The sequence below is a fragment of the Nocardia heshunensis genome (assembly GCF_054782115.1).
In genome coordinates this window covers 1-26888 of record NZ_BAAGTC010000023.1, presented here as the reverse complement: position 1 = coordinate 26888, position 26888 = coordinate 1, and the positions used below count along the sequence as shown (strand labels likewise).

20 protein-coding genes and 2 pseudogenes are annotated in these 26888 nt (G+C 65.0%); 6 read left to right on the top strand and 16 right to left on the bottom strand.

What is annotated here, in order from left to right; genetic code table 11:
* Nucleotides 1-519 precede the first annotated feature (519 nt).
* A complete protein-coding gene (locus ACYVN4_RS38500) occupies nucleotides 520-3576 on the top strand; it encodes a BTAD domain-containing putative transcriptional regulator (RefSeq protein WP_460728034.1) in 3057 nt (1018 codons plus the stop codon).
* A 250-nt stretch (nucleotides 3577-3826) separates the two neighbouring features.
* Here ACYVN4_RS38500 and ACYVN4_RS38495 read toward each other — a convergent pair.
* The 3 genes and pseudogenes from ACYVN4_RS38495 to ACYVN4_RS38485 form a co-directional block, all read right to left on the bottom strand.
* Nucleotides 3827-4099 (bottom strand): annotated as a pseudogene (locus tag ACYVN4_RS38495) (transposase); the annotation flags it as partial.
* A 203-nt stretch (nucleotides 4100-4302) separates the two neighbouring features.
* Nucleotides 4303-5226 (bottom strand): hypothetical protein, encoded by a 924-nt coding sequence (locus ACYVN4_RS38490; protein WP_460728032.1) that lies wholly within the window; start codon nucleotides 5224-5226, stop codon nucleotides 4303-4305.
* Nucleotides 5226-5549 (bottom strand): hypothetical protein, encoded by a 324-nt coding sequence (locus ACYVN4_RS38485; protein ID WP_460728030.1) that lies wholly within the window; start codon nucleotides 5547-5549, stop codon nucleotides 5226-5228. The genes ACYVN4_RS38490 and ACYVN4_RS38485 overlap by 1 nt, the downstream gene beginning before the upstream one ends.
* A gap of 566 nt (nucleotides 5550-6115) precedes the next feature.
* On the opposite strand from ACYVN4_RS38485, the gene ACYVN4_RS38480 reads away from it, so the two are divergent.
* The gene (locus tag ACYVN4_RS38480) at nucleotides 6116-6370 is read left to right on the top strand and encodes a hypothetical protein (RefSeq protein WP_460728028.1); all 255 of its coding nucleotides are present in this window, start codon (nucleotides 6116-6118) and stop codon (nucleotides 6368-6370) included.
* A 42-nt stretch (nucleotides 6371-6412) separates the two neighbouring features.
* Here the strand turns inward: ACYVN4_RS38480 and ACYVN4_RS38475 are convergent, their stop codons facing one another.
* The 4 genes from ACYVN4_RS38475 to ACYVN4_RS38460 form a co-directional block, all read right to left on the bottom strand.
* Nucleotides 6413-7855, bottom strand: a complete 1443-nt coding sequence (locus tag ACYVN4_RS38475; protein ID WP_460728220.1) for an ISKra4 family transposase — start codon at nucleotides 7853-7855, stop codon at nucleotides 6413-6415.
* Nucleotides 7856-8004: 149 nt separating this feature from the next.
* Nucleotides 8005-8508 (bottom strand): hypothetical protein, encoded by a 504-nt coding sequence (locus ACYVN4_RS38470; protein WP_460728026.1) that lies wholly within the window; start codon nucleotides 8506-8508, stop codon nucleotides 8005-8007.
* 166 nt (nucleotides 8509-8674) lie between these two features.
* Entirely contained in the window at nucleotides 8675-9739 is a 1065-nt protein-coding gene (locus tag ACYVN4_RS38465) for a hypothetical protein (protein WP_460728024.1), read from the bottom strand.
* Complete coding sequence (locus tag ACYVN4_RS38460; protein ID WP_460728022.1) at nucleotides 9739-10056, bottom strand: hypothetical protein; 318 nt, start codon at nucleotides 10054-10056, stop codon at nucleotides 9739-9741. The genes ACYVN4_RS38465 and ACYVN4_RS38460 overlap by 1 nt, the downstream gene beginning before the upstream one ends.
* A gap of 1054 nt (nucleotides 10057-11110) precedes the next feature.
* Between ACYVN4_RS38460 and ACYVN4_RS38455 the strand changes: the two genes are divergently transcribed.
* Nucleotides 11111-13999 (top strand): BTAD domain-containing putative transcriptional regulator, encoded by a 2889-nt coding sequence (locus ACYVN4_RS38455; protein ID WP_460728020.1) that lies wholly within the window; start codon nucleotides 11111-11113, stop codon nucleotides 13997-13999.
* A 103-nt stretch (nucleotides 14000-14102) separates the two neighbouring features.
* On the opposite strand, the gene ACYVN4_RS38450 is transcribed toward ACYVN4_RS38455, so the two are convergent.
* On the bottom strand, nucleotides 14103-14426 hold the full coding sequence (locus ACYVN4_RS38450; RefSeq protein WP_460728018.1) for a hypothetical protein: 324 nt from the start codon (nucleotides 14424-14426) through the stop codon (nucleotides 14103-14105).
* Nucleotides 14427-14678: 252 nt separating this feature from the next.
* Between ACYVN4_RS38450 and ACYVN4_RS38445 the strand changes: the two genes are divergently transcribed.
* Nucleotides 14679-15131 carry a hypothetical protein gene (locus ACYVN4_RS38445; RefSeq protein ID WP_460728016.1) on the top strand — a complete coding sequence of 151 codons (453 nt, stop codon included), beginning with the start codon at nucleotides 14679-14681 and terminating at the stop codon, nucleotides 15129-15131.
* A gap of 49 nt (nucleotides 15132-15180) precedes the next feature.
* Here the strand turns inward: ACYVN4_RS38445 and ACYVN4_RS38440 are convergent, their stop codons facing one another.
* The 3 genes from ACYVN4_RS38440 to ACYVN4_RS38430 form a co-directional block, all read right to left on the bottom strand.
* Nucleotides 15181-15891 carry an HNH endonuclease family protein gene (locus ACYVN4_RS38440; protein ID WP_460728014.1) on the bottom strand — a complete coding sequence of 237 codons (711 nt, stop codon included), beginning with the start codon at nucleotides 15889-15891 and terminating at the stop codon, nucleotides 15181-15183.
* Nucleotides 15892-17232 carry an AAA family ATPase gene (locus ACYVN4_RS38435; protein WP_460728012.1) on the bottom strand — a complete coding sequence of 447 codons (1341 nt, stop codon included), beginning with the start codon at nucleotides 17230-17232 and terminating at the stop codon, nucleotides 15892-15894.
* A gap of 563 nt (nucleotides 17233-17795) precedes the next feature.
* Entirely contained in the window at nucleotides 17796-18494 is a 699-nt protein-coding gene (locus ACYVN4_RS38430) for a GIY-YIG nuclease family protein (protein WP_460728010.1), read from the bottom strand.
* Between the two features lie 541 nt (nucleotides 18495-19035).
* Here ACYVN4_RS38430 and ACYVN4_RS38425 point away from each other — a divergent pair.
* Entirely contained in the window at nucleotides 19036-19467 is a 432-nt protein-coding gene (locus tag ACYVN4_RS38425) for a hypothetical protein (RefSeq protein WP_460728008.1), read from the top strand.
* Nucleotides 19468-20532: 1065 nt separating this feature from the next.
* Here the strand turns inward: ACYVN4_RS38425 and ACYVN4_RS38420 are convergent.
* A complete protein-coding gene (locus tag ACYVN4_RS38420; protein WP_460728006.1) occupies nucleotides 20533-21357 on the bottom strand; it encodes a nitrilase-related carbon-nitrogen hydrolase in 825 nt (274 codons plus the stop codon).
* A gap of 246 nt (nucleotides 21358-21603) precedes the next feature.
* Entirely contained in the window at nucleotides 21604-22563 is a 960-nt protein-coding gene (locus ACYVN4_RS38415; RefSeq protein ID WP_460728004.1) for an NAD(P)-dependent alcohol dehydrogenase, read from the bottom strand.
* Between the two features lie 130 nt (nucleotides 22564-22693).
* Between ACYVN4_RS38415 and ACYVN4_RS38410 the strand changes: the two genes are divergently transcribed.
* The gene (locus tag ACYVN4_RS38410) at nucleotides 22694-23296 is read left to right on the top strand and encodes a TetR/AcrR family transcriptional regulator (RefSeq protein WP_460728003.1); all 603 of its coding nucleotides are present in this window, start codon (nucleotides 22694-22696) and stop codon (nucleotides 23294-23296) included.
* A gap of 36 nt (nucleotides 23297-23332) precedes the next feature.
* On the opposite strand, the gene ACYVN4_RS38405 is transcribed toward ACYVN4_RS38410, so the two are convergent.
* The 3 genes and pseudogenes from ACYVN4_RS38405 to ACYVN4_RS38395 all read right to left on the bottom strand — a co-directional run.
* Nucleotides 23333-23473 carry a hypothetical protein gene (locus ACYVN4_RS38405; protein ID WP_460728001.1) on the bottom strand — a complete coding sequence of 47 codons (141 nt, stop codon included), beginning with the start codon at nucleotides 23471-23473 and terminating at the stop codon, nucleotides 23333-23335.
* A gap of 422 nt (nucleotides 23474-23895) precedes the next feature.
* Nucleotides 23896-24639 carry a thioesterase domain-containing protein gene (locus ACYVN4_RS38400; RefSeq protein WP_460727999.1) on the bottom strand — a complete coding sequence of 248 codons (744 nt, stop codon included), beginning with the start codon at nucleotides 24637-24639 and terminating at the stop codon, nucleotides 23896-23898.
* Nucleotides 24640-24780: 141 nt separating this feature from the next.
* Nucleotides 24781-26888 (bottom strand): annotated as a pseudogene (locus tag ACYVN4_RS38395) (AMP-binding protein); the annotation flags it as partial.

The following is a 26888-nucleotide window of genomic DNA, read 5'->3' as shown; positions in this document are numbered from 1 at the left end:
CATCCAGAGCACTAACCTGACGAAACACCCACTCGTGCAATACAACTGAGATATCGAACCTCTTGTCGATACCGTCCGATGTGTCGGCAATGACACACATCGGATGGGGCTGCCATCGTGCTGACGGCCTCCGGTCTCGGCCAGCGTCCACCCGAGACCGCCCGACCTCTACTTCTGATGGCAGGGACAATTCGGCCGGCACTGCATTACCAAGCCACGGGAACTTCCCCACTGCGGTGATCGATAGACTCCCGCACTCGTGCTCGGTGAGCGCCACCAGCGTCGTACCGGCAGTTGGGATTCGAATCGAAGCATCGCCACGCCGGTACTACACTCTCTCCGCAATCGTTCAGCGTCGCGGCTGATCGAGGGTGGTCAGGGTGCGGGCAACGTTGCCCTCACCACGGCGACCGGGTGAACTGAGTTTGGACAAGTGGGTATCGGGTGCGAGTACAGATTTTGGGCAAAGTAGGTGCCATCACGGGCAACGGGGCCTTCGTGCCGGTAGGCGGCCCGCGCGTGCGTGCACTGCTGGCCCTGCTCGCGCTGCAACCGGACTTGCATGCCGACCCTGACAGAATTCTGGATTCGCTTTGGGGAGAAGACCTTCCGGGCAATCCGGCGAATGCGTTGCAAATCGTAGCGAGCCGTCTGCGTGCCGCCCTGGCACCGCACTGCCGAGTGATCGCCACCCACCCGGGCTACCGCCTCGAGCTCCCCCCTGACGCTGTCGATGCTCACCGGTTCAACCAGCTCACCCGGGAGGGTCGAGCGCTGCGGCGAGCTGGTGACCTCGCGGCCGCGGCGCGCGCATTCGATGCCGCGCTGAGCCTGTGGTCGGGCACCGCGATGGAAGACCTGCTCGATATCCCCGTCCTCGCCCAACACGCCGCCTCCCTCAACGAACAACGCCTCGACGCCCTCGAAACGCTCGCCGAGATCAACCTCGGCCTGGGGCGGGCAGGCGAGCTGATCGGGGTGCTCCTTCGCGAGATCCACAGCAACCCACTGCGAGAATCGTTGGGAGCTCATCTGATTCGCGCACTCGCCGCGACCGGTCGCCCTACCCAGGCGCACGCCGTCTACGACGACATCCGCCGCAGACTCGAATCCGAATTCGGGGCGGCACCAGGGCTTCTACTGCAAAGCGCTCACGATGACATCGCATCCCGCGCCACGGCCTCCGACATCGAGCCCACCCTTCCCAAGCGCCTGACCAGCCTGGTGGGCCGAGACGCCGATCTCGAACGGGTGTGCGCGATGCTGACCTCGGTCCCGGTGCTGACACTGACCGGCCCCGGCGGCGCCGGCAAGACCAGCCTCGCCATCGAAGCCGCGACCCGGTCGACCACCACACAGCCGACAACCTGCCGATTCGTGGAATTGGCCGCGGTCACCATCGGCGACACCGTCGCTGACGTCATCATCGCCGCCCTCACCACCGTCGACCACAACCGCGCCCAACTACCACCCCCGCAGCGACTGGCCGCCGCCCTCGACGGCGTCGAACTGCTCGTACTCGACAACTGCGAGCACCTACCAGAACTGGGCGAACTCATCTCCGGTGTACTCGAGCACCGCCCCACCCTGCGGGTGCTGGCCACCAGCCGCGAACCCGTGGGCGTATCGGGTGAGACCCTCTACGCGGTCGCGCCACTACCCGTACCGGCACCCGGCGCCGATCTCGCCGAAACCGCGAAATCCCCGGCGCTGGCGTTGTTCGTCGAACGCGCACAGGCCGTTCGCCCGACCTTCGCACTCACTGCCGACAACTACGCGCCCCTGGGCGAGATCTGCCGCCAGCTCGATGGGCTGCCACTGGCATTGGAACTGGCCGCGGCCAGGGTGATCGCGCTCTCACCACAAGAACTCGCGGCCCACCTCGATGATCAGATGCTGGCCCACGGCCATCGCCGCGGCACCGCTCGCCACCGCACACTGCACGCAGTCGTGGCCTGGAGTTGGGAGCTGCTGACCGACCCCCAACGCGACCTGGCGCAGCAGCTGTCGATGTTCGTCGGCGGCACCGATCTCGACACGCTCGAGCAAGTCTGCGGCGGCCCGGTGACCGACGAACTGACCGCCTTGGTCAACAAGTCGCTGGTGAGCGTCGAGGCAGGCCGCTACCGGATGCTCGAGACCATCCGCGCCTTCGCCCAGCACTCGCTCGCACCACCGCGCTATAACGAACTGGCCGGCCGCTGCGCCGATCACCTGATCGGGCTGGTCGAGGCCGGCGAGGCGGGCCTGCGCACCCCCTCGCGCGAAGTGTGGGCTCAACGCTTCGCCGTCGACCACGTCAATATCGCCGCCGCCCTCGACTGGGCCGTGGACAACGGTGAGGCCGAGCGCGCGATCCTGTTGTGCGGCAACACGATGTGGTACTGGATGGTGCACGGACACCGTAGCGAAGCGCTGAGCTGGCGGCGCCGGGTCCTCGCCCTGGCCCCGACTCCCCCACCCGGGGTCGGCGCGGCCTACCTGCACTGCGCCTACGCCGATCAATGGCCCGACTACGGAGACCAGACGTGGTGGGGCACCTTCGCCGACGCCACCGGCCGCTTCTCCGCCCTGGTCGCCGCCGCCATGTCCGAACGCCGCCAACCGCACCCGGTGTTCGTGTTGGTTCGAGCGGTGCGTGAAGCGCAAGCCGGCAACTGGACAGCACTGGATCGCTGCGTCGAATCCACCGACGCGTGGCTGTCGATCAACGCCGTGGCCCGACGCGGATTGCAACGGCTCGCCGCCGCCGACCATAGCCCCGGCGTCGCAGACCTCGAAGCCGCGGTCGAACTCGGCCGCTCCCTCGAACCGCGAACCCTGCCGCGCAGTCGCCTGATCCTGGCCACCCACCGCATCATCGCCGACGGCCCCGCCGCTGCGGCACCGCTACTGGCACAAGCCTTCTCGGGATCGACACCGTGGTTGAGCGCCAACGCGCAAGTGACTCTCCACACCTGGGCGGCACAACTACACGCGTGGGTCGGCGACATCGACAGCGCCACACCCCACATCGAGCGTGCGCACGAGCTCCTGGCACCCGCCGTCCTCGCGGGAACACACGCGCGAGTACACATCGTGCGCGCCGAAATCCTGCGTCACGCAGGCGACCTCGACGCGGCGACAGCGCTGTATCGCTCTACGCTGCCCGCGCTGGCGGGCATCCGACGGCGGCTGGGGCGACCCGAGGGCTACAACGCGCGCGCCGCGGAGCTGTGGGGGCGCAGCGGTTATGCGATGCTGCTGCTGCGCCGCGGCGAACTCGACGCCGCCCGCGCCGAACTCGAGGTCTCCGAGGACCTGCTGCACGGCGACGGGGACCTCGACCTGCGGCTGACCCTGGCCACCGCTCGCGCCCACATCGAACTCGCCGCCGGCCAACACGAACGCGCACTGGCCACCATCGGAGCCTGCGACCTCCTCCACACCGGCCGCCCCGATGGCCACCGCACGCCGGACGCCCGATACGTCATCGATACGACACGCGCCTCACTCGGCGAACACGTCACCGATCGAATCCTCGACCACGCTCACCGCGCGAGTGATGGCAGTCCTATCAACCTGCTCGCGACATGATCAGGCATCAGTGACCCACCACCGTCGTGATCGGAAGGCCCGCAAGCCTCGGTAGCGCCCAAGCAGTTGCAGCGCTGTATTGCGCGGAAGTCGCCCAGCTCAATGATTACATTTTGACATGTAAATGTATGCATGTATATATGCGAACCGTAAGAGTCCTCGCCCGCAGTCTCATTCCGATTCATTGGTGGGTCGTCAACACGTACTCGCCACGAGGAAAACGCTTTGACCCGGCCGTGTGGTAGATCGTCATCATAGATACCTGAGACTTGGAAAATGCTGTACTGCAAAGGGATTCGATGCGTCTCTCCACCCGACGGGTTGAGATCCGAGGAGGCGGCAGGTGGCCACCACCGAGGCCAGTACATGTTTGCGGCGTCGAGCAGCCGGTCTGGGAAATCACTTCCCGATCGCAGTTTCGGGATCGCGACGTCGATCGTGCCCACTCGGGTGTCGAAGTCCCGGTGGCGGTAGCCGTCACGCGATGGTTGACCCGATCGTCGCTGCGCGTGCCGTAGCCGGCCTCGGCGCACATCACACGCGCGCGGCCACCGCACCGGACTCGCGGAGGCTGGCGATGAGATGGTCGGGATCGGTGAAAGCGGTAAATGCCAAGGGTCGGCGCAGCAACGACCAGACGACTCCGGATGATTGCGGCCTGCACCCCTAACAGCGGACAGCAACCGCGGTGGAGTCGTCACGAGCCGGGCCGAACATGGTGTCGAACTAAGGTGTTTGGGTGACCTTTCCTAATTTTGCGTCGGCGGCAATGACCTCTTGGCAATACGACTGATATTCGCCTTGGACGCCCTCCATCGTACTGTTCAGGGCCTGTAGCGTCGGATCGAGCATGGTCTTCGAGTCCCATGGCTGGTCCGGTGGACTTATTTGCCACATCAGTCTTTTGAGAGAATTAACCATCTCTTGTATCTTGTCCCAATGCGCGTTGTGTGCGTCGACCATTTTCTTCGATGCCTGGACGGCCGACCAATCATCATCGATGATCGCAGCTTCCTGATTGGTGATCGTCGCCAGTGCAAGGTTGTAAGCATCCGCCCCCCGGCCCTGGTTGTTCTCCAATGCGGTGATGTTCGAAGGGTTCAACGCATAAGGCTGAATCACCTCGGGAGTCTGGCTGCCGAACTGACTCAGAATCTTGTGCAGCACACCATTGGCGTCGGTGATGCATTCCTGCACGAAGTCCGGCGCAGACGCATTCTGAGCGATCCAGGTGTCGTAGGGTAAGGGCGGAGACGAGGGCATGAACAGCGAATCGGGTTCTCGATCGTGGACATACAGAGAGTAGAAACCACTCGGGCTCTTCGCCCGGTCCACGTCGGGTTCGCCATTGTTGTCGACCGTGTAGACAACCGGGCCTGTAGGGCCATTCTCCAACCCGCCCAGGGTTTCTTTCTCGCGGCCGGGCCCGTACACCTGGTACGTATTGTCCTTCTGCGACCAGACCAGATCGTAATCGCCATTCGGCGATACCGCCGAACCGGTACCGCCGGCATGAGGCGCCATCGTATGGTCGAACACCGAGGTGTCGGTATCGGGCACTACCGGCGGCGGAGCCATCCACACCCGGCCCTTCGGTGCAATGTCGCTGGGATCAGGTCCACTACCCGATGCCCCGGGATCGTCGGTCATCAGACCTCCGAGACCGATGCGACGATCGGGGCCACAGAGCTCTGGTCGATTTCGGGCATCGCTGTCAGGTGCTGGCCGAGACCGGCCACCACGGCATCGTTTTTCGTCTTGAGATCGAGGACCCGCTGCTCGCGCCGCTGGTGATAGAGCACCAGGTTCGGTGTGGAGTGCGCGATCAGTCCCAACTGTTGCGGCAGAGTCCTGATCCCGGGCGGCTGTGGGGCGGCGGCGCTGAGATGGGTGGAATAGTCGCTGTGTTGCGAATGCTTGCGGTTCAACTCGTCACCGTGGAAGGCGAGTATTCCCGGAGCTTGACCAGACATCGATTGTGTCCTTCCCGTTCTCCTGCTGTCATGTCACGGCAGATCGGTCGATCGGAAGCCATCGCAGTGGTCGCGGTGCCGTACGACAGCTCGGCCCCCGGCCGGAGCGCCAGCGTAGGGGGAATCTTGGAGTCTTCACGGTAATCAGCAGGGCGAAATCGCACCTGCTCCGATTCCCAAGCGCGGGAACATTACTCGAGCCCGCGGGAGAGCTGCTGCCGCTCTACTCCCGAATTGGCTTGCAGCACTGCAGGTTTCGACCTGCGGGCGAATAATCAAATGTGTGTGGGGTTGGCCTCGCCGTCGCGCTACTCACAGTTTTGGTCGGCTACCGCGCCTGCTCGTCTGGTTCCGACCGAAATCAGGCACCCGGCACTGACATTCCGGTTACGACCTGGCGTCGCCCTTCGGTGGTGAGTTCCGTCAGCGGCCTGCTGCGAACGCCGGCGGATTCGACAAACTCTCCTCCGCGGTGTCGTGCAGGTCATACACAGGCCCTCCGGGCAGGCCCGCGACCCGATTCCCGATCGGTGGCAGCCACGCCAGAATAAGAGAACCTCCCAAAAGTGGTGAGTCCCAGGCAGATCGACGACGACCAAGCCTTGCGGGAATCGACCGTATTCGCCCACCAGCCGTACGGTGCCGCCCTCAAATCACCCACCCTCGCGACCGAAGACCTCTTCGACACCGGCTACGGCATCGCCACCAGTTGGATCCACTCCCGCACCGATCAGCAACGACTCCACATCCTCGATTCACACGCTCTCGGATTGCCCGGCACATCCGCCACGACCAACCGAATCCAAACATCCGCCGGATGAGCCAAAGTCAGATGGGTGTAGCTCGCCTGCAGTGACGGTTGATCAGGCGACGAGTCGGTAGTCGTCGGGGTGGGTGCGTTGGTGTTCGCGGGCTAGATGGTAGGCCCAGTAGGTGTCGAAGTCGCCGTTGTCGATCACGGCGCGGAGGGTGAGGATGGCTTCAGCTCCGATCAATCCCCATCGGGCGCCGCTGATGTCGAGGCGGTCAGCGACGAGGTGGCGCGCTGCTCCTTCGATGACGCCGGTCGCGATCGGCCAGCCGTTGGCCAAAGCGGTGTCATAGCAGAGGAATTCGAGGTGGCCGCGTAGGTAGCGGACGGCGGCTCGTGCGCCGTCGCGGCGATCCGAGGGCAGGTCGAGGGCGTCGGTTTCGATGATGTCGGCGACCTGACGGGCGTGGCCGGCGAGAACTTGTAGTGCCTGCGTGGCGACCCAGTCCTCGACGGCGGGGTCGCCGGGAGCGTGGAAGCACCAGCCTGCTCGCCAGAGATATTCCAGGACGTGCACCAGATCGAGCAGGATGTGAACGCGAGCATGATGTCGGGCGGCTTCGCCGCGGATCAACTCGATCTGGCGGTAATCGCCGTCGACCACGGCGATCCATGTCCTCTGATGGGTGGGATCACGGGCCTCGGCGTGGGCGAACGCCGCGGCGACGACCTGCGCGGGAGGCTTGCCGATCGAAGCGGTCAGCCAAGTGCTCACCGCGTGCGGACCCGAGCGTGGCCGCCGGTCACCGCCGCGCGGTCCGCCGGGGACGACGATGACATCGTGTGGTCGGCGGGGTGCGGGATCGGCGTCGTAAACCGCAGCGAGGGTGGCCATGCGCTTGCGGTGCGGCTTCTCACCCGAGGCCAAACGGGTCCGGAACACCCCGCTCGCGGCGTCGGCCGCTTTGCGGGTGGCCTCGCGCAACGCTTCGGGCCGCATCACGATGCCCTTCCCGTCGACCGAGACCACCAGCAGCGTGTCCGCGGCGGAAGGCTGCGGAACTCTCGTCGCGTAGAAGGCGTCGACATCGACCGCCGCGGCGGCGACGAGACCTTCGAGTTGCCGCTTGCCCGCGACCGGACCGCACCACCTGGTGATCGCCGATCGTGTTGTGTCGTAAGAAGATCGGACCGCTTCGAGGACTGCTTGGCGGCGCAGGCCGTGGCTGTGACGCCCTGCGGGCAGCGACAACATCGAGTCGGCGGGATAGATATTGCGTTCGCCTGGTGCGCGCAGAGCGGCTCGGCGCACTGTCACCGGCCCGACGAGGGTCGCCAGCTGGCGAGTATGGCTGTGCTCGAGCCGATTTCGTCCGAGAACCGACCCGTGCTCACGTCGGTGGCGGGCCAGTTCGGTTTCCTCGCGCATCGCGCGCAGATCGAGATGATCCTGCAGCAGTTGCCGCAGCACTTCTCTGCCTCGACCGTGCACGAGGTCTTCGAGTTGGTGATGTGGCAGGATCGCGGTCACCGGACCGTCGAGGTCGGCGACCATGGTCTCGAATAGCTTTCTCGACTCGTCAAAGGGGTCAGCAATGGCGCCCGTGCCGTAGCGTGTCACCGGGCTCTTCTTTCCGGAGTTTCTGTTGAGTGGCATCTTCGAAACTACGGGGAAGAGCCCGTCAATAGCGCTATGCACCAACCTCATTCGATGATCGCGAACAGCCCCGGAGTCTGCTCGTCCAGCCAGCCCCGCGCCACCAGGCGCTTGAGTTTCGAGCGCAGCCCTTCGACCTTCGCCGGCGCGATTTCGAGCCCGAGCGCCGCGGCGATATGCCCGGCCCGTAGCGGCCGCCCGGCATCGACGAGGACTTCCAGAACATCCTGATAGTCCTCCGGCAGCACCGAACGCTCCATCCCCGGCCCGCGATGCGGCACCAGCACCACCCCGATCGGCGACCCGCTCCCGAACCCAGACTCCTGCTCTGGTGAAGTGCCATCGGCGCCACCCGACTCCCCGAGAGCGTCGAGATCACTTGCAGCACCAAGGATCTCGATCATCGTCTCCCGTGTGACCTGCAACCGCGATAACAACTGCTCCTCGACGGCCAACTGCTGCGACAGTTCCGCGATCCGCTCACGCAACCCCTGCGCCCGCTCTCGGGCATCAGCTTCCCGCCGCCCGAGTTCGTCCAACCACGAGCCCATCGCCGCCTCCGAACCCCCGCTCCGACGATAAGCCGAACCCCAACCACGGCAACAGACCCAACCCTGTAACCGCAGATCACAGGCTCACTGCAGAGGAGCTACTCCCAAGTCAGATGGGTGTACACAGACCGACCTCTGGTCCATGTCTAGGTTTGGGGACAGCTTCTCAGTTCACAGGTGCGTCACCGTGGGGAACCCTCTCGTCATGGTCGCCGACGGTTGGAGCCCCATCGTTTGCCGGTATGCGGAGCCCACCGTTGGCCAGGCGTCGTGCACCCGCGCCAACCACGGGGCCGTCGCCTTCGCGGACATCGTTCGAGGCGGCACCCGATGTCGGCGCTGTCGGCTGGGAGGTGGACCGTTGCCGGGCGTCGCGCGGAGACGAGGCGGGCGCCCCCTGCACGGGCTGGGGCCAGCCAGGCGCGGTTCCGACGCCCTCCGGGGTGCCGGGTGGCCAGGTGCCCGGGATGGCGATGATCCCGCCGGCCGGTGGAGAGAGCGGAGGCTCTTGCGGTAGCCCGCGCGGGGAAGGCGGAGATGGTTGCACGGGAGGAACGTCAGGCGGCCAGTTGGGGTCAGCGGCCGTGGTCATCAGGTTGATCGACGGAGCCTTCACTCTAGAAGAGTCAATGATCACCTGGTGCAACATATTGATCGCGTCCTCGGTAGCGCGATCGGAAAGTTGTGACGTCGCAAGCAGTTTCTGGAGGGCCCCCTTAAAGGACTCGCACACCTTGTGTATGTTCAATTTCGTGTAGTCGTCGATCGACACATGATCGGCGCATCCGGCCAGACCCATGCGTGCGATATCCAATTCGGCCCGGGCGGCAATATCGTCCTTCTGCGCCTGGGCCACGATCCCCCGCCACGTTTCTAACACCTGGCGGCCCGCATCGAAATCCTCTTGCAGTGTCCGGCAGAAATAAATTATCGAATCGCATGCTCCCGCAGCAGCGTCGGCGGCATAACCGTGCATAGCGTTCGGCAACGAGGAGTGGACAACCGAGGTAAGATCGCCGATGGCGTTGCCTATAGTGTTTGAATTGGTATGGTACGAATCCGCACGACCGCGGACTGCATTCAAGTCGATCCCCTGCCCGGGTCGCGGTGTCCTATTGTCATCGACGATTTGGCTGTAACGCCTGATCAGCCAGGGTGTCCAGAGCGGGTCGGCCTTCTCGAGGTAATTCAGCATGTTTTGATAGATCGGTGTGGCAGAGGCAATGGTCACTAGGTTTCACCCTTCACCCCGGACGGGGCAGCCGCTCCATTGCCCGACGACAACAGTGGCACACCAGCCACTGCCGAGCGTTCCTGTTGATCAGTGTCGTCCATCATCTGAGCGGCGGTGACGAGGCCCTTCTTCAATGCGTCCACGGACATGACAGTCGCAGCGGTACGGGCATTAAAATACTGTTCGAGCTTGGCAACCGCGTCGGCCAAGCCGCCGAGCACCGGGGCCGGCTGGATCGATATGCCACCGAAGGATGCGGCCACAGTGGACAGCCAGTCGTGGGCGTTGGTAACGCCACCGACAACGGGTGTCATCGCGCCGAAATCAACTCCAACGGCAACTCCGGGCCCAGGCTGGGCAGGACCTGCTCCACCGTCCCCCGCCTCGATTAGAATTGGCGGCACCGTTCCTCCCTGGTCTGCCGGATACGAGTTGGCCACACCATACCTGGGAAGAATTGACCATACTTTCCACCATTGGGAAGCTCCTTATGCGAGCGATATCGTCCTCCTGCTATATCCAAGAACGAAAACCATTGCCTCTCCACTGGATCTCCAGGTTGAGTGCTGGATTCGACGAAGTATGGGCCTTGGCGGAGGGGAATACAGGGCTTCGGGCAATGGCAACCGCAGCGGTTCCGACGCGAGCGATGCATGCGGCATCCGATCCGCAGTCTTCGGCTCGGGTGGCGGTTTCTCACCCTGGATCATTGCTTCGGATCGGCGTCATCACTGCGGCTGCGGTTCCCGCCGATCTCTGCATCTGCTCCGCCCCTCGCTGTCCACCCCGGCCATCGGTGCGGCCGTACTCGCGCTATGGACCCGTTCCGGCCGTATGACGCTCCACCCCTTTCCGCAGTACCGGCCACGGGTGCTGGCGCGGGGCATCATCCTTGGGCCTCGGTCGGTGACTTTGATCTACCGCCAGCACGGGGGCCAGTGCTTCGGTCCCGGTCGGTCGCCGAGGTAAAAGCCCAATCTGTGTTGCCGCACACATCATTTCGAATGAGTTCTTCCTCACCGTCAGTACGATGAAGTACTCGCGATTTGCGCGTGGACAGAACTGTCCACGCGTCAATCATCGCCGTCGACTGCGCAGACCAGCCAGACTTCCCGGGCGTACGAATGTTGAGGCGACCGAACACAATCGGTGGCCACGCTGCTCCTCGCGTTGTAGTCATCCGCGCACACCGCCGCGGATACCACTGCCGGCCAACAGCACGGGATTGCGTACAAACAGCCCTGCAACGCTCAGCCTGAAAGTGCACGCTTTCGGCGAACTCGTCGATCGAGGCGTCTATAGTCCGCGAGATCGTTTGCGCGTGAGATAGGCAGGAAATTGCAGGTTGGGCTCCTCGGGCCGGTAAGAGTGACGTCGGGCAACGGTGTCGAGGTGGTTGTCGGCGGTCCGCGGGTACGGGCACTGCTGGCCCTGCTGACACTCGATGTGGGCCACCGCCTCACCGACGCCCGTCTGATCGGCGACATCTGGGACGAGACACCACCGCACGACACGGCCAACGCTCTGCAAAGCCTGGTCCGACGGTTGCGATCGGCACTGCCATCCGCTGTTGCCCGTGAGTCGGGCGGCTACGCGCTCACGCTCGATCCGGAAATGACCGACGTGCACAGATTCACCACCGCACTCACGCGCGGCCGCCGCCAACTGATCGCCGGCCACGCCGACCAGGCGGCCACGAGTCTGGATGCGGCCTTGGCCGAGTGGCGCGGCGCCCCTCTGTCCGATGTCGGCGAATCATCGCGATTGCACACCGTCGCGCAAGGACTCGCCGAGCAGCGGTTGCTCGCCATCGAACTACGCGCCGACGCCTACCGCCACCTCGGCCGCAGCACGGAAATTCTGTGCGAGCTCACCCGTGAGAGCACGGAGCATCCCTTCCGCGAAACCCTTGCTGCGCGACTGATCAGCGCCCTGAGCGCTGCCGGTCGACACGCGGAAGCACTTCGGACATTCGAACAGATCCAACAACAACTCCACACCGAGTTGGGCGTCACCGCGTCCCCCCTGCTGCGCGAGGCTCTCACCGAAACCCCGGCCCCCCCGAAGCCGACCGCCGCACCCGAACCACCCGCAGTGATCGACTCGCCAACCGCGAATGGAAGCCGCGTCGACACGGCACCGGCGCACCCCGTAGTACCCAGGCGCTTCACAAGTTTCATCGGCCGCGGCAGCGACCTGGCCGCGCTGACACGCACACTGGGAAGCTCTCGCCTGGTCACACTTATCGGAGCCGGCGGGGTCGGAAAGACACGACTCGCGGCCGAGATGGTCGAAACCCACACATCGGACTGGCCCGACGGCAGCGTATTCGTCGAACTCGCGGCCATCGACCGAACAGAGCCCGGCCGCACCGATCCCCCCATCATCGGCTTGGCCATCCTGACCGCATTCGGTCAATCCGAGCGGGGCATGGACGCGAATGCCGATTGGCTCGAAGTCCTGTGCCGGTCACTCGGGGGCCGCCGAATGCTGCTCGTGCTCGACAACTGTGAGCATGTCGTCGCCACCGCCGCAGAAATGATCGCGACGCTGCTGCGGCGACTACCGTTGCTGACAGTGTTGACGACCAGCCGGGAAGCCCTGGGCGTGGACGGCGAACGGTTGCATCCAGTATCAGCGCTGACGGTGCCCGAGGCCGGTGCGTCTGCCGCGGAGGCCGCGAACTTCGCCGCCGTGCAACTGTTCATCGATCGCGCCGTGGCGGCTCGGTCGGATTTCCTGCTCACCGACGACAATTGCGCTCGGGTGTGTGCGCTTGTTCGGGACCTGGATGGACTTCCGCTGGCCATCGAGTTGGCCGCGGCCCGCCTGCGGGCACTTGCCTTGGACGAGGTCGCTGCCCGGATCGCCGACCGCTTCTCCGTGCTCACCAGCACCGTGCGTCACGCCGTGCCACGCCATCGCACCATGCAGGCCGCGGTGCGATGGAGCTGGGAGTTGCTCAGCGAACCCGAAGCCGAACTGGCCCGACGATTCTCGGTTTTCGCCGGCGGCGCCACCCTCGACACGATCATCCGAGTCCACGGCGCCAACAGCGTCGAGGCCCTCGCCTCACTGGTGATCAAATCGCTGATCGAGTTCGACGGTGAGCGCTACCGCATGGCCGAGACCGTGCGCGCCTACGCGACCTCACAACTGGACGCCTCCGGCGAATCGGACGCTGTGAGTGGAGCGTTCACCGACCACTTCATCGACTTCACCACGACCGCCACCTCGACCGCGGGGCTGCTGAGCCCAGACCACTACCAGTGGCTGCGCCGGCTCTCGGCCGAACACGGCAACTGTGAAGCGGCACTTCGCTGGTCGATCCGCAGCGGCGACGGCGAACGCGCGCTGCGCTTGTACGGAAATCTGTTGTGGTTCTGGCTGTTGTCCGGATTCCACGGATTCATCTCCGGATACCGCCATGACGTGCTGACACTGGTCGGCGAACAGCCCCCCACCGAGTGCACCGCAGCGTTTCTGGCCTGCCAATACGCTGAACGCCTGCCTGTCCGGTCCATGGGCATCTCCTGGACCGAGATCTGTTTCGAGCCCTACGATTTCGAACAGTTGATGCGTACGGCGATGACCGAAGCCGATCCCCCGCACCCGGTCTTCATCCTGATACTCGCGCTGCGCCTGTCCACCGACGGCGATGACACTCTGCTGGCCGAATGCGCTGCGGGCGAGAACGGTTGGCTGCGCGGAAACACGCTACTGATCCAAAGTCTCGACGCTCTCGAGCGTGGGAAGGCCCGATCAGGACTGTCCACACTCCGGGCAGCAGCAGACGACCTGAGCAAATTCGGCTGCCCACGGTCGCGATCCCGACTGCTCGTCACACTCGCCACCTACCACGCCCGAACCGCCGGGCTCGACACCGCGACCCCGATCATCGAGTACGCGATCAGCCTGCTCGTCGGCGAGGCAGACTGCGCCGAGCCCGCCCAGTTCACGGACCCGTGCCGATCCCTCGAGGAGACCCACCACGGCGTGACCGATATCCCGGCCCGCGTTACCGAACTGCTCGATCCACTCGGCGACCCGCCCATCCAGCTCCCTGTGACACCAGACGGGGCCGCACCCCCGATCGACCGCCGCCACCGGCTGTATGCGGCCGCGCTACCCGACGCGTTCCTGCTGGACAAAGCCGCCAACGAGTCCGCACACGACCAGAACCCGACCCGAGCCATCCCCCCGATCGAACTGGCCGAGGTTGCCGTCGGTCGTGCCGTACGCGAGATCGCCCACTGAAACGCCAACACCACAGGAACGAGAGCAACGCCCCGCAGCGCGGCTGCTGCCCTCCGGCTCAGACCGGAGAGCGACAGCGGCAGTGCCCGCTCGACGAATTCGTCTAGGACGCCTGAACCAGGCGACTCAACCCCGGCAGTTCCTCGAGCCGCGGGGTGAACACATTGTGCAGCGGGAATGCTGCGATGCTGTGTGTCTGCTCGATCCCCAGCGCATCCATCGTCGGCACCAGCGTCTGCTCGATGAACTGCACGTATTCGTCCTTGTCGTCCCAGACCTCGATGATCTGCAACCCGCCTTCGGTCTCCGCGGCCAGATGCAGATAGATGCTCCCGCGCCCCTTCGCCTCCACACCCATCCGCTCGACCACCGCGTTGTACTGATCGGTAGTGATGCCCTGCACATCCAGAATGCCCAAAACAGCCACGACATGGCTCCGTTCTGTCGTTCGGTCTCTCTTCCGACGCCCACCCTCCCAACCCGCACTGGCACCACCCTGGTAATCACTGCCAGAGGATCGACACCCCTGCGATCGCTGCTCGGACCGTGCGGGGAGTGTGGCCGACGTCGCGATACCGTGCAGGACTGCGCTGTGAATGATGTTGGAAGTCAATGGAATTCAGAAGAGTTGGTTAGCATGTGCGCACACAGGTGAGCTCGATGGGGGGATCGCGACCCGATGCTGCGGAAGATGCGGTTTGCTGCTGTTGTCGTATCGGTGGTTGTGGCGGGTGGGTGCTCGATCTCTCCACACCCCACCGCACAACCATCGACGCCATCAACGCCGCGGACACCAGCCGGCGGCCCGCCCGACATATCGGCCACACCCAGCCCCAGCGGCGCACCGACCAGCCAGAGCGCGACCACGGAGCCGTTGCCGAACGACCTGCAACAGATCCGACATGAAGCCTGTACGGGACTGGTCGACTTCTTCGCCGGCGCGATCAAATTCAACGCCGACGATCCGAGCTGGTCGATCGATTCAGCGGTCGAAGGGCTGATCGAGGACGACAAGACAACCAATCCTGATTTCATGTCCGCCACGCCACAACAGCAAGTCGCGATGATCGCTGGGGCGCGCGCCGCGGCCGCAATCGCCAAAAGCGGTGGCGATCAGGGCCAATGCCCGTGAGAAATCTTCGCCGCGGCCAGGGGGCAGTTTTGCCGGTTGATCAACGAGTTCAGTTGCGGTCGTGGGTCTTTCGGGCCAGATGGTCGGCCAGCATCAGCAGTACCGACCCGTACTCCACGGTGGCCGCCACGTCACGAAATCGAGCCGCGAACTGTTCTCGTCGGGCGTCGCTCAATCCGTGATGTTTGGTCTTGCTGGCATGGATTTCGCGCAGGTAGGCCGACATGGCGCGCTTGCGTGCAGCGATCAGGTGGTTCGTGTTGAGCCGCAACACATTATCGATGACGGCGACCGCGCCGTGCGGAAGTCCCGGGGCCGGACGTGCTCGTCCATCACGGTCGATCACCACCACCTGTGGCTGAGACCAGGTCTTCGGGTTGCGGAAATCCGCACAGATGTGTGAGTTCGCCTTGGACTTGTCGCAGGTGAAGTCCTTGCCCGCCTGCTGATTTCCATCACAGCACAACAGCAGGTTCGTCCACCGGGTCGGTGCGTCCCGGTTGTCACCGGCACCACTGCACGTCGCGCACGTTTCGGTCCACAGGGACGCCGATTGCGGGTGGAAATGCTCGATCCGGGTCTGATGATCGGGTCGGTCGGGGTCACGCAGCGTGCGCTCACAGTAGGCGCAGTGCCCGCCTTGCTCCTCCCACAACGCACGACGGATCGTCGGATCCGACGACAACTCGGCAAACGGTGCGCGTGCGGCACGCAGCGCCCGATGATTCGACGGAGTTGTCGCGGCAGCAATACGGCGCATTCAGTCATCCAAATCGAAGAAAGCGATACTGGCATCAGCGTCGGCGAGCTTGGGAACGTTCGCGATCCCACCGAGCTCCTCATCGAGCCGCCGTCGCAGGAGCACTGCCTCCTCGGATCGGCCCAGCCCCTGATCGACCATCTCCACGTACCGATCCAAGTCCACGTTGATCGCGAGCTCGGGCTCAGGGCTGGTGTGCATGACCTGATCGAGCACGATGTCACTGCGCAGACCCGCGGAAAACGGGACCGAGCGCACCCGAACGCCGTCCTCGAGCACCCGAATGCTGTCGGCCTCGACCGTCGACAGCACCTGCGGACTGTGGGTGGTCACGATGAACTGCACCCGTGGGAACACCTCGGTCAACAAGGGAACGATCCGCTGCTGCCAGGTGGGATGCAGATGCAGATCGACCTCGTCGATCAGCACGATCCCCGGCACCGCGGCGAGCAGATCCTCCGCCCCCAGGCCCGGGTTCGCTCGTGCCATGCGACTGACCAGATCGATCACCAACCCGGCAGCGATCTTGATTCCGCTCGACAGAAACGACAACGGAAGCACACCATGGTCGCGATGGCGCAAGGTCAGCTCGTTGACAAGCGGATTCCACGCCGGATCCTGCCAACCGGTTTCCCGCAACATCGCATTGCAGGCCAAGGAGATCGCCCGCAATTGATGTCGAGCCGCCCACGCGTCCTCACCGTGGGTATCGGCAACGAAATCAGCCAACGTCAACGCTTCGATGAAGCTCGACAGCCGCGAAAGATCCGACTTCCCGTCCAACGCCGAGGCATACGCGCCGGACCGAGACCTCGCGATCTTCCCCGTCGCCTTCCGCACGCCGAGTAGCCGCTCGACCCCGTACAGGGCGACCACCGGCAGTAGCGGCGCGCGTAGCGCGGGATCATCGGAGGGGCGGTCGGAATCACGCCACACCCGCGCGATCGCCTGACCGACCTGGCTGTTCTTCTCCCCCCACGACGAACGGCCCTTCGCGCTCGCGCGCTCTCGACGCCACCAAAACCCTTCCCCGGCAAGCGTTGCCTCGACCGTGGCACGCACCGGATAGACCGCATCCATGCGCGCGACGGCGGCCACCGAATCGAGATCACGGGGCACCAAACGTGCATCCTCGATCGAGAACCCTCGCGTCTCGCCTTCGAACTCCCGCACGATCGTCGACAGCATGATCGCCAGCGCATCCAAGATCGCGGTCTTGCCAGTCCCGTTCGCACCCACCAACACCGTCAACGAAGGATCGAGCATCAGCTCGAATTGTTCGAAGCAGCGGAAATTCTCGACCCGTAGCTCGTCGATGTGCCAGTCGCCGGATTCGGACATGCTGCACACGCTACCCAGTCCGAGCGCCCACACGTGGAGCAGCCGCCCATCACACAGGCCGCCACCTCCACAGTCGGCTCGGCTCGACGCCCGCTGTCGAGGCCAAATCGCAGTAACCGCACCGGTCTCGGGACCGAGGCGGCCCACAGCCAGAGCTGTCTGCCCCCGGTTGCACACTACTCAGCCGCGCACGATCGAATGCCGCTGCCGCACTGCCATGACAACGAATCCAGCGTGACCACAGGCGAATCCAACAGCACCACCCGGCATGTTCCCTGGCATCGATCACCGATCATGGTCGTCTCGCCGGGCATGATGATGCGCCGATCCGGGGCCGATCGCCGGACCGCACATCCGGGTGAAGCAGAAGGCACGACCGACGCTGCGCCAGCACCGGTTCCTCGTCGCCACCGCCATGTACCAGCGAGCACGAGCCGACAATCAGGACTGGCCGTGGTCAGAGCGCCCGACGCGCCACGCCGAGCGGTCCTGCCATCCCCGCGCCGGTCGCTGTCCGTGGCGTCGATTCGACGCGGGGGTGCGCGGGGATCCTCACCGAGCGGTCAGGCTCCGGCGTCGAGATCCTCGTTCAGGGTGAACTTGCGTTTCCTGGCCGGCTCCTTGAACGATTCGTGCAGGTCAGGGTACTGTTTCCGCAGTGCTGTGCCATCAATGGTTGTCTTCACGAACTGCGCGGCGATGTCGGGATGGGTGGCCTGGAACCGTTCGGCGTTGAACCAGCGGTTGCCATCGGCCTTGTCGAACGTGGCCACCCCGGTGATTCCCCGGTTCTTCCCGATGGCGAGCACAATTGAGCGGCGCAATGACTCGGCCTCACTTTCGAGAGCCTGCATGGCGACCAGGATCTCGATCAGCCGGTGATGTGCGGCTTTGATGTCATCGCTGGGATCGATCATCGTTTCGGTGTTGTCGACATCTGCCAACTCGACGACCTGCGCGCGCTCGGCCAATTCGCCCGGCAGCACATACTCGAGATAGTGCCGAAGCTGCGCCATCCCCCCGTCGACCTCAGCCTCGGTCAACCGAAAGATCTCCGAGCGGGGCCGATGTCTGCGCCCGGTCCATAGTCGTTTGAGGAACTGCTCACCTTCGAGGGGATGCTCGGTCTCCACCGAATCGTGGAGCTGCAATTTGTCCCTGTTGCCAGTCTTCAACGCCGCAGACCGCGTCGACATCGTCCGGGTCATTCCGAGCTTATAAAGATCACTGTCCGCGAACCGAAAGATGTAGGTGTACCCCATGATCGATCCCCTGCTATCAGAAAGATATTCTCGCGCAAGCGAGAACAGATGAAGCTCCCATCATCGCAGCACCCACCGACGCCGCTCCCGCTATTCCTGCAGGTAGAGCGGTTGGTTTGTTCTCTGGTGGGTGCGATCGCGCTCGGTCACGGTGCTGGCCCGGTCGTCGTCTCGGGTGCGACCACCGACCGATCGTGGTTGGTGGTTCTGCTCGAAACCGCGTCGACGGCAGCTGGCCGATCCAGCGAAGGATTGCGGTGCAGCAGCTAGACGGCACAGCCGTCTTTCTTCGCGGCCAGGTTCGGCTGCAACTCGGTGCGTTCCTTCCCCGGGGCGATCCGGATGGTCATGCGCCCGTCCACCGTGCGACCCGAGCAAAGGATCGAGCGTGCCGATCCGAATTCCCATGGACGGGAACAGGATTCGCGCCCTCCGTGGCGACTCTCGATACATTGGTCGCTGATCGTCGGATGGACTGACACCCCGCGCCGCTGAACGGTCGCGCAAACGACACACACGCCGAGCCCGGAGGGGTATCCACATGGAAGCCTTCGCTTTTCGAACAGCACAGGCCCGAAGACTCACCTATTTCGCGATAGCCGTGGCCGCTGCCGCCGCTCCCCTCTTCGTCACGGTATCGGCGTCCGCGGACATCGTGCTCGACACCCCCACCGAGCACAGCACGAACGTCAACGATCCGAGCGGCATGGCTCCGCCCGCCGGCGGGGAATCCGGTGGGGAAGCCCGCGCGCACGCGCGCAATGCCGAGCCCGGTGAGATCAATTGGTCCCGCCCCTTCCCGGATTGCTACCCCGGCTACCCCGATCTTCCGGGCGTCTACGGTCATCATCCCTACTGGCCGCCGTTCCCGGCCTATCCGCAGTACCCGCCGTTCCCGGTCTATCCGCAGCAGTACCCGCCGTTCCCGCCACCGTCGGGTAGCGCCTCCGGCAGCGGCGGCGGCAGCATGTAATCCCTCGCCACCCACAAATCATGCTTCGACGCCCATGAGCCATCCATCGTGATGGCAGCCTGAGGCGGACATCGCGGGGTGGCCGCGACAACCATCAAGCGGCTGGACTGATCTCGGCCGCCAAGGCCACCATTCTGCCGCCGGACCGAGGTCGAACCGGAGACCTCGATGACTCTGATGCGCGACCTGATCGACAGACGGTGGATACCGCCAATGACGATGGTGCGGTAATACGGCGGATGCAGGAGTGCATCCCATACCTGGCCAATTCGACGCAGCCGATGATCTGCACACCCAGGACTGCTTCAGCCGTGCCCTGGGTGTCACCGGATTCGAGGCGGGCAAGAGCGCCTGGTGCGGTCTGGTCGCACCGATTCCCGGCATCCTCCGGCAGGGCGGGTCCTGCGACTTCCGCGACCATCGCGGATCGATTTGTCACGGCGATCTTTCGAGACGCAGCTCCGAACCGTCGGCGCGGCACGGTCTGCGATCCGTACGCCGATCCAAATCTTTATGCGTCGCAGGCAAAGCCACGTTCACCCGGCGCGCCGAGCTGGCCTCCGAGAAAAGAGCTTCCCAGCAGAGGGGACAATTGTCGAGGTGGTCGCGCGGCCGAAAATCATACGATGTGCTCGCGCGATCGCTGACATGACAAGCGTGGGACACCCCGGTGTCCCACGCCTGTGTGTTGCTCCAACATCGGTTGGTTCCAGGCGCAAACCAACCGACTCGGATCGAGACACTGTGTGAGCAGTTGATCCCGCATCTCCACGACCGCGCGGGTGTAAGAGTCAGGGTCACCCGCGCGGTCGCGGAACGTGTTGGTAATCAGTCTCCGCCGTTGGAAAGTGACGGCACGTTAGGGCATTTCAGCCTACAGACGCCCCTTGTCACCCGGGCCCCGGCATCGATCCCCACACCGTCATCGCCAGCCGAGACTGACTGCGCCGATCGCGCAGGATCGCCGTGCGGCCTCCCGATCACGCGAACGATCATCGCGGCCTCGAGCTGTTCGCAGGTCCGAGGGGCTGGAATACCAGCCGGGACAATCGGTCCGCAATACCTTCAGGCATCGCCGCCCTCACGGATCAGCCGTTGCACTTCGCGTTTGATCAAGCCCAGGCGCGCTTCGGCCAGCAGCGGAATCGCATGACGTCGTCGGCGCGTCTCCTGAATATCGATGTCGGCCACCAGAAGCGAAGGATGCCAGAAGGGCGCCTGCGCGGTCACCTGCCCAGAAGGGTCGATTACCCGCGATCCACCCCAGAACCGCGTGCCGTCCTCATCACCGACCCTGTTGACGAACACGACCCAACTTTGATGCATGCGGGCGACGACGCTCAGCAGTTGGTCCCAGTACTCGATGACATCGAGTGATTCCGGGCCGAATTCCGCCGCACTGTTGGCCGGGATCAGCATCACCTCCGCGCCATCCTGGGCCGCCAGCCACGGAAGGACCTGCTGCCACGCGTCATTGCAGATCAAAACCGCCATGCGACCGAAACGAGTGTCGAAGGCCTGCATGGATTGTCCCGGGCTGGCACGCTTGCGCTCCTCCCACACCAGATAGTTCGGCAGGTACAACTTGCGATGAACATGGTGCGTCGCGCCGCCGGTGTAGTAGCCCGCCGCGTTGTACTGACGGATACCGCCGTCCTCACGGAAACCGACAAGAACGTCCATCCCCTCGCGGGAAAGACCGGTTAATCGTGAGTCGCTCGCTGTCAACGGACTGCCCTCGAGCGCATAGCCGTGCAGGGACAACTCGGGAAAGATCGTCAGTTCCGCGCCCAACTCGGCAGCTTCGTCGACGAAATTACCCACCGTGGCGAAGGACTTCACCAACTCCCCCTCGCTACCGCAATCAAACTGCGCGAGTGCGATTTTCATCGAATGCCCCCTTGCAATGCCAACATGCACCGCAAGGTACCTGCGACGGGCGAGACCGGTACTTCCCAGGCGTGGAAGGCCGAAGCGATAACGGCGGGCAGGCTCGATCGAGCGTCCTCGGGCTGGGGCGTAGATGATGATGGTCCCTGCACGCACACCGACTGCCGGCGGGCAGCTGGGTGCACTGTTGGTGAATCGCACCGTGCACGCTCGCCGGCTGGGCTCCGGAGGTGGCGCTAGTGGGTGTCAGTCGACGGTGATGAGGCGCTTGCCCCGCGCATGCCCGGTCTCGGCCAAGTGATGCGCCTTGGCGATGTCGTCGAGCGGGTAGACCTCGTCGACAACGGGCTGTAGGCGCCCGGAAGCGACGAATTCGGCGAGTGCGACGAGATCAGCGCGGCGGGATTTGGCCATGATCACGCGCACCCGCGGTCCGGGTAACACGGTGCTGAACATGGCGTATTTCATGCCGCTCGGATCGATGCTCAGCATCCTGCCGCCACGGCGCAGCACGCGGCGATAGGTGGCCAGCGCGGTGCCATGGCAGTCGAGGATCGCATCGAACCGTCCGCTGAGCGAGGAAGGGTTGGCGTAATCGAACACCTCGGTGGCGCCCAACCGCTGGCACAGATCGTGGTTGGCGGCACTGGCGACCGCGGCCACCTGCGCCCCGAACGCGACACCGAGCTGAACGGCCGCGCTACCGACACCGCCGCTGGCCCCGACCACGAGCAGCCGGTGGCCGGGGGCGACTTTCAGCGCGTCCCGCAGGGCCAACAGCGCGGTCACGCCGCCGGTCGGCAAGGCTGCGGCCGCCGTGGTGTCGAGCGTCGCCGGCGCCGGGCCGATCGACGCGGCATCAGCGACGAGGTATTGCGCTGCCGCCCCGGCCTTTCCGGAAACCTCGCCGAGGAATCCCCAGACCCGTGTTCCCACGGCGAGGTCGCCGACCTCGGTGCCGAGCGCGGTGATCTCGCCGGCGAACTCGCCGCCTATCCGCTTGGGGAATCGGCGTCCGGACATGAGTTTCATTGCACCGGAACGGATTTTCGTGTCCACCGGATTCACCGCGGTCGCCCGTACCCGTACCTGCACTTGCCGCGGACCCGGCTGCGGGCGGGGCACGTCGCGTACCTCGAGCACCTCCGGACCGCCGTAGCGGTCATATTCGACGGCGCGCATCCGTGGTGACGTCGCGGGATTCATCGAGCTCCTTCTCACCGAGACATGTCGTCTCATCTTGGGCATACTGTCCGCGATCAATGCTTGCTTCCCGGGCGCCACGGTGGCAGTCACAAACCCACCGGGTTGTCCCGAAGCGGACAAGGAGCCGGAAGTGTCTCGCTCGACAGACAACGTTCGCGTGCGACGCACCCGCATTCTGCTGCGGGAGGCGCTGATCGATCTCATCGACGAACACGGATTCGACCGCGTGACCGTCAGGCAGATCACCGAACGGGCCATGGTGAGCCGCGCCGCCTTCTACCGCAACTACCGCGACAAGTATCAGTTGGTCGAGCAGATCTTCGACGAGGCCGCTACGTCCCTGACCGATCCCAGCAGCGGTGACTCCCACGCCGACCGGTTGCGGCGGCTCGAGCTATTCTTCGAGCACGTCGCGCAGTTCGCGCACCTGTATCGCGCGCTACTGGGCCCCAAGGGCAGCCGATGGTTCGCCACCAGGATTCAGGACACCGTCACCGAGATGACCGCCACCCACCTTCCCCTCGCCGCACCGGTGGACAACCTGGTCGCCACCCTGCTGGGCGGCATGTTCGTGCAGACCGTCACCTGGTGGCTCACCAACAACCAACCCATCCCCGCGCGCGACATGGCCATCAACTACGCACAACTGGCCGCCGCCATCATCCAGCAGGCCGCGGCCCCCGACTTCCACCCCGGCACACCCACTCACCATCGACCGCATCGCGCCGGGTGACGCGATCGAGTGTCCGGCGCGATCCGGGCTCCGGTCTCAGGTGAGTCGGTTTCTCAGGTTGACCGCGACCACGATGACCACGATCCAGGTCACGACGGCAGCCGCGGCACTGCCGGTGATCTTCGCGGCGAGCGCGCCGAGAAGAAGAGCCGCGAACGCGACGAAAACCTTGATCATGAATCCCCCCGGGAGCTATGGCCGATCTCGGGGCGTGAGTGTAGGCCGCGGGCAAAAGGATTCGCGAATCGGTTTCGCTGTGGGACCCGCCCGAGTGCTGCCGCGAACAGCGTCGGCGATCGGATCTCGCACGCGGAGAACGACCTTGACGAGTTAGAGCGCGACTGTTTGGGTTGCGGGATTAGTCGCGCGATAGGGCCGCCGGGCCGCCCTGCTCTGGGCCGATCCTCGATCCGCAGTCACCGATCCCTACCGTCGTATCCACGACATTGTCTAAGACAGGTGTTACGACGCTATCTCTCGATCACTGGTCAGGCAGGCCGAGTGAGGCGAATCTCGGATATCCCATGACATGGGACTCGGTGTGGTGATCAGCCAACCGCTACGGCCGTAGACGAGCCGTTGAGGGCGGAGATCTGACATCACTCGGCTGTCGTCCGAGTGGTCAGTGCTGTCGCCAGTACGTCCGCGATCTGGCCGAGTGCTTTGTCGCCGGTCATGTTCCAGTGGGTGGCATCCACCAGGGCGTCGTGGATTCGTCCATCGATGACACCGATCCACGTCATGACGCCTCGCGGTTCGAGTGAAAGGCCCTGTGCGGCGGTAAAATACATCAGGTCGCCGTGGAATGTGCGGCCGTGGTAACTGCCGGCGAGTTGGGCTGATCGAGCCGCGTTGTCGATGGCCGCCGCGATTCGGTCGGCGCCGAAGGAAGCGAACGGTTCTCCGAGTCCGGCCAGTTGTCGGGCCAGTTGCTCGGGCGTGGAGTCCAGGCCGGGCAGGTCGGTGGCCGCGTCGCCGAGCAGACCGCCCAGCAGTTCGGTTAGTGGCACGGCTTCTTCAGTGGATTCAGCGGACTGTCCGATGGTTGCGTGGTAGCTGTCGAGCATGGCCAGCAGGGCGACCTCCTCGCCTTCTTCCTGTAGCTGTACGGCCATGGCGTGGGCGATCACGCCGCCGAGTGACCAGCCCAGCAGATAATAGGGACCTGTCGGCTGGACGGTGCGGATCTCCTTCACGTAGCGGCGGGCCCAGTCCTCGATCGAGTCGGGAAGAGGCTCGTCGCCGCGCAGGGCCGGCGATTGCAGACCGTAGAGCGGTCGGTCACGGTCGAGGTGTGCGGCCAGACCCGCGAACGACCAGGCGATGCCACCGATCGGGTGCACGCAGAACAGAGGTTGCGCGGAACCGGTGCTTCGCAGCGGCAGCAGGATGTCGAATGCCGCACTGCCGGTGTGCGCGTCGGCGACCGCGGCGATCAGACCGGCGGGAGTCGGCGCGGTGAACACGAGCATGACAGGCACCGGGTGTCCGAGTTCGGCGCCGACGACCTGCGCCAATCGAGTCGCGCTCAGTGAGTTGCCTCCGTGTTCGAAAAAGTTGTCGTCCAGGCCGATTCGTGGGGCACCCAGCACCTCGGCGAAGGCCGCGCAGACCGCCCGTTCCCGGGTGGTGACCGGTGCACGGAAGGCCTGCACCGCGACGATTGGGGCGGGCAGTTGTTTGCGGTCGAGTTTGCCGTTGGCGTTGAGCGGCAACGCGGTCAGCGGCATGAAGACCGACGGGATCATGTACGACGGCAGCTCGGCGGCCAGCGCCGCCTGCAACTGCTGCTTGTCGGGCTCCCCGTCGGTGCCGACCACGTACGCCACCAGGCGATCGCCCAGCACCGGANATGTGGTGAATCACCAGGGCCAGCACGTATTCCGCGCTCACCGGGGCGTTCGGGTCCACGACCGGGTACTGGCCGGTGGGCGCGATATCGGCGAAGTCGAAGGTGTAGGCCGCCGCGTGCGCGGCCGCTTCCGACTCGGCGACCTGGACGGTCTCCGAACCCTCGATCTTGAACAGCGCCACCTTGATCGGCACCTCGACGGTGACGTCGAAGGAGGTGGAGGTCAGCTCCACCACCGCGCCGACGACCTCGTCCGAGGTCACGGTGCGCACCACGAGCTCGGGCACGGCCTGCGCCGGCGGCAGGATGACCTGCACCGCGCCGTCCTCGGTCTGCGGGTAGATGGTGCGCAGGATCTCGTGGCGGGCAACCACATCCGCGATGGCGGCACGCAGCGCGTCCACATCGAGCGCGCCGGACAGGCGCACCGCGACGGGCACGTTGTAGGCCGCCGAGGCGGTGTCGAAGCGGTTGAGGAACCACATGCGCTGCTGGGCCAGCGACAGCGGAATGTTCTCCGGTCGCGGTCCCGCGGTCAGCGCCTTGCGGCCCGCCCCGGCATCGCGTTCCACGCGGGCCGCGAGCGCGGCCACCGTGGAAGCCTCGAACAGCAGTCGCACCGGCACGCGGGTGTTGAGTGCCTCGCCGAGGCGCGCGGCGACCTGGGTGGCCAGCAGCGAGTTGCCGCCCCACTGGAAGAAGTCGTCGTCCAGGCCGATGCGTCCGGCCTCGACCCGCAGGACGTCGGCGAACACGCCCGCCACGATCTGCTCGATCGGGCTGACGGGCGCCCGGAAGACCGCCTTCTCGAAGGTGGGTTCCGGCAGTTCCTTGCGGTCGAGCTTGCCGTTGGCGTTGAGCGGCAACGCGGTCAACGGCATGAAGACCGACGGGATCATGTACGACGGCAGCTCGGCGGCGAGCGCCGCCTGCAACTGCTGCTTGTCGGGCTCCCCGTCGATGCCGACGACATAGGCCACCAGGCGGTCGCCCAGCACCGGGTCGGTGTGCGCGACCACGGCCGCCGACGCCACGGAATCCACCCGCAGCAGCGCGTTCTCGATATCGCCGAGCTCGATGCGGAAGCCGCGGATCTTCACCTGGAAGTCGGTGCGGCCCCGGTACTCCAGCTCGCCGTTCGGCTGCCAGGCCACCAGGTCACCGGTGCGATACATGCGGGCACCGTTGTCGGAGAACGGGTTCGCCACGAACCGATCCGAGGTGAGGTCCGCGCGGCCGTAATAGCCGCGCGCCAGCTGCGCACCGGCCAGATACAGCTCACCGGACACGCCCACCGGCACCGGCCGCAGACGCGAATCCAGCACGTACACCTGAGAGTTCCATTCGGGCGAGCCGATGGACACCGACAGCTCGTCGCGCTCGGTGACCCGGTGGTTGGTGATGGACACCGCGGCCTCGGTCGGGCCGTAGAGGTTGAACAGCTCGGTGCGCGGACGCTCACGCAGCACGCGCAGCGCCAACTGTCCGGGCAGCGCCTCACCGATGGCGAGGATGCGCCACAGCGAGTCCGGCAGCCCGTCGGTGAGCAGCGCGTCCAGCATGGACGGCACCACGTGCAGGGTGGTCACCCACTCACGAGCCATGAGCTCGTTGAGGTAGGCCGGATCCTTGTGCCCGTCCGGGGCGGCGATGACCATGCGGCCACCGCAGGCCGCGGCCGACCAGAACTCCCACACCGACAGGTCGAAGGTGGCGGCGGTCTTGAGCAGCACCGCGTCC

What these genes read in the sequence shown, in the direction of transcription:
- ACYVN4_RS38490 (WP_460728032.1), bottom strand. Translation starts at nt 5,226, where the DNA reads ATGACCGACGATCCCGGGGCATCGGGTAGTGGACCTGATCCCAGCGAC.
- ACYVN4_RS38485 (WP_460728030.1), bottom strand. Translation starts at nt 5,549, where the DNA reads ATGTCTGGTCAAGCTCCGGGAATACTCGCCTTCCACGGTGACGAGTTG.
- ACYVN4_RS38475 (WP_460728220.1), bottom strand. Translation starts at nt 7,855, where the DNA reads ATGGTCGCCGACCTCGACGGTCCGGTGACCGCGATCCTGCCACATCAC.
- ACYVN4_RS38470 (WP_460728026.1), bottom strand. Translation starts at nt 8,508, where the DNA reads ATGGGCTCGTGGTTGGACGAACTCGGGCGGCGGGAAGCTGATGCCCGA.
- ACYVN4_RS38460 (WP_460728022.1), bottom strand. Translation starts at nt 10,056, where the DNA reads ATGACACCCGTTGTCGGTGGCGTTACCAACGCCCACGACTGGCTGTCC.
- ACYVN4_RS38445 (WP_460728016.1), top strand. Translation starts at nt 14,679, where the DNA reads ATGCTGCGGAAGATGCGGTTTGCTGCTGTTGTCGTATCGGTGGTTGTG.
- ACYVN4_RS38440 (WP_460728014.1), bottom strand. Translation starts at nt 15,891, where the DNA reads ATGCGCCGTATTGCTGCCGCGACAACTCCGTCGAATCATCGGGCGCTG.
- ACYVN4_RS38435 (WP_460728012.1), bottom strand. Translation starts at nt 17,232, where the DNA reads ATGTCCGAATCCGGCGACTGGCACATCGACGAGCTACGGGTCGAGAAT.
- ACYVN4_RS38430 (WP_460728010.1), bottom strand. Translation starts at nt 18,494, where the DNA reads ATGGGGTACACCTACATCTTTCGGTTCGCGGACAGTGATCTTTATAAG.
- ACYVN4_RS38425 (WP_460728008.1), top strand. Translation starts at nt 19,036, where the DNA reads ATGGAAGCCTTCGCTTTTCGAACAGCACAGGCCCGAAGACTCACCTAT.
- ACYVN4_RS38420 (WP_460728006.1), bottom strand. Translation starts at nt 21,357, where the DNA reads ATGAAAATCGCACTCGCGCAGTTTGATTGCGGTAGCGAGGGGGAGTTG.
- ACYVN4_RS38415 (WP_460728004.1), bottom strand. Translation starts at nt 22,563, where the DNA reads ATGAATCCCGCGACGTCACCACGGATGCGCGCCGTCGAATATGACCGC.
- ACYVN4_RS38405 (WP_460728001.1), bottom strand. Translation starts at nt 23,473, where the DNA reads ATGATCAAGGTTTTCGTCGCGTTCGCGGCTCTTCTTCTCGGCGCGCTC.